Origin of the sequence: Bacillus sp. 5mfcol3.1 (assembly GCF_900114335.1) — a bacterium.
GTDB classification, from domain to species: domain Bacteria; phylum Bacillota; class Bacilli; order Bacillales; family Bacillaceae_G; genus Bacillus_A; species Bacillus_A thuringiensis_S.
In genome coordinates this window covers 1-1212 of the sequence record NZ_FOST01000064.1, presented here as the reverse complement: position 1 = coordinate 1212, position 1212 = coordinate 1, and the positions used below count along the sequence as shown (strand labels likewise).

Here is a 1212-nt window from a genome sequence, read left to right as displayed (position 1 = left end):
TTCGAAGCATACAGACGTTCACAATATGAAGAAACACCAGATAATATTGATAGTATTGTCACTCGTGTAAAAGCTGAAGAGCGGTATTATACAACAAAGTATGTTTCGATTGATAATGAGCTAGTAAGCCAGGAACATATAGTGAAATTAGAAAACCAGGTGGATGAGAAGCTTAGGAAAGAAGGAATAACGGTGAATCAGTCTACAACTTCAAAGGAAATGGATGTAGATAAAAAATTTCAGCCATTGAACGGAAAACAAACGAATCATAAAGAAAAAGAAAAGGAGCCAGAGCCTGGTAATGTAGAGCCGTCGAAGGCTACAAAGAAATCGGGTAGAAAAAAAGAAAAAATGGAAATGGAACGATGAAAAAATGTATAGCAGGAACATCAGATTAAATCATTTTTTGTTACTCAATTGAGAAAACAGAAAGTGATTTTTTTATATCTAGAAATGAAAGAGGGTAAAAGGAAAAGCCCTCTTTCTTGTTTATAGAACGAAAGGAGTGAATGGCATGAATGTATGGCTGTTTGCGGGCTGTATGTTCCTTGTAGCTGTCTTTTTGAACATGTTGCTATTATTCGGTCAGATAATGGTGAAAAAGCGGAGAAATAAGAAATGGAAGCGTGAAACTGAAATTGCAGATTAATAGGAGGTAGTACGTATGGGAAAAACATTATTTATTGCTGAAAAGCCGAAGGTAGCCGTTGAATTATTAAAATCACCTAGATTTAGAAACTCGCAAAAGCATCCAGGTAGTAAGCCGTATTATGGCTACTATGAAAATGAAAATTACATTATTAGTTGGTGCCGTGGGCATTTATTAGAGCTAAAACATCCGGAAGAAATGGATGAGCGCTACAAAGAATTCAAATTTGATCACTTGCCCATTATTTTAGAGCCGGAATATAAAGCGAAATCGGATAGTCTAGAACAAATTCAAATATTAGTTAAGTTGTTAAATCGTCCCGATGTGGATCATGTGGTCAACTCTTGTGATGCAGATAGAGAGGGTGAGCTTATCTATCGTGAATTATATGAATATGCAGGTGTGAACAAGCGAGAATCCCGTCTTTTTATCTCTTCCTATGAGGCCGCAGAATTAGAAGGAGCATTAAACCGATTAGAACCAGGAACAGACTATGACGGGCTTGCACAATCGGCTAAAGCAAGGCAATACCTGGATTATATTCTAGGGATTAATGTTACAAG

Annotated in this window: 2 protein-coding genes and 1 pseudogene; all 3 read left to right on the top strand. The window is 36.7% G+C overall.

What is annotated here, in order from left to right; genetic code table 11:
* Nucleotides 1–369 (top strand): annotated as a pseudogene (locus tag BM089_RS30455) (hypothetical protein); the annotation flags it as partial.
* 145 nt (nt 370–514) lie between these two features.
* Nucleotides 515–649, top strand: coding sequence for a hypothetical protein (locus tag BM089_RS31835; RefSeq protein ID WP_257207444.1), 135 nt, complete (start codon nt 515–517; stop codon nt 647–649).
* Between the two features lie 15 nt (nt 650–664).
* On the top strand, nt 665–1212 hold a 548-nt coding region (locus BM089_RS30450; protein WP_254791386.1), incomplete at its 3' end, for a toprim domain-containing protein.

What these genes read in the sequence shown, in the direction of transcription:
- BM089_RS31835 (WP_257207444.1), top strand. Translation starts at nt 515, where the DNA reads ATGAATGTATGGCTGTTTGCGGGCTGTATGTTCCTTGTAGCTGTCTTT.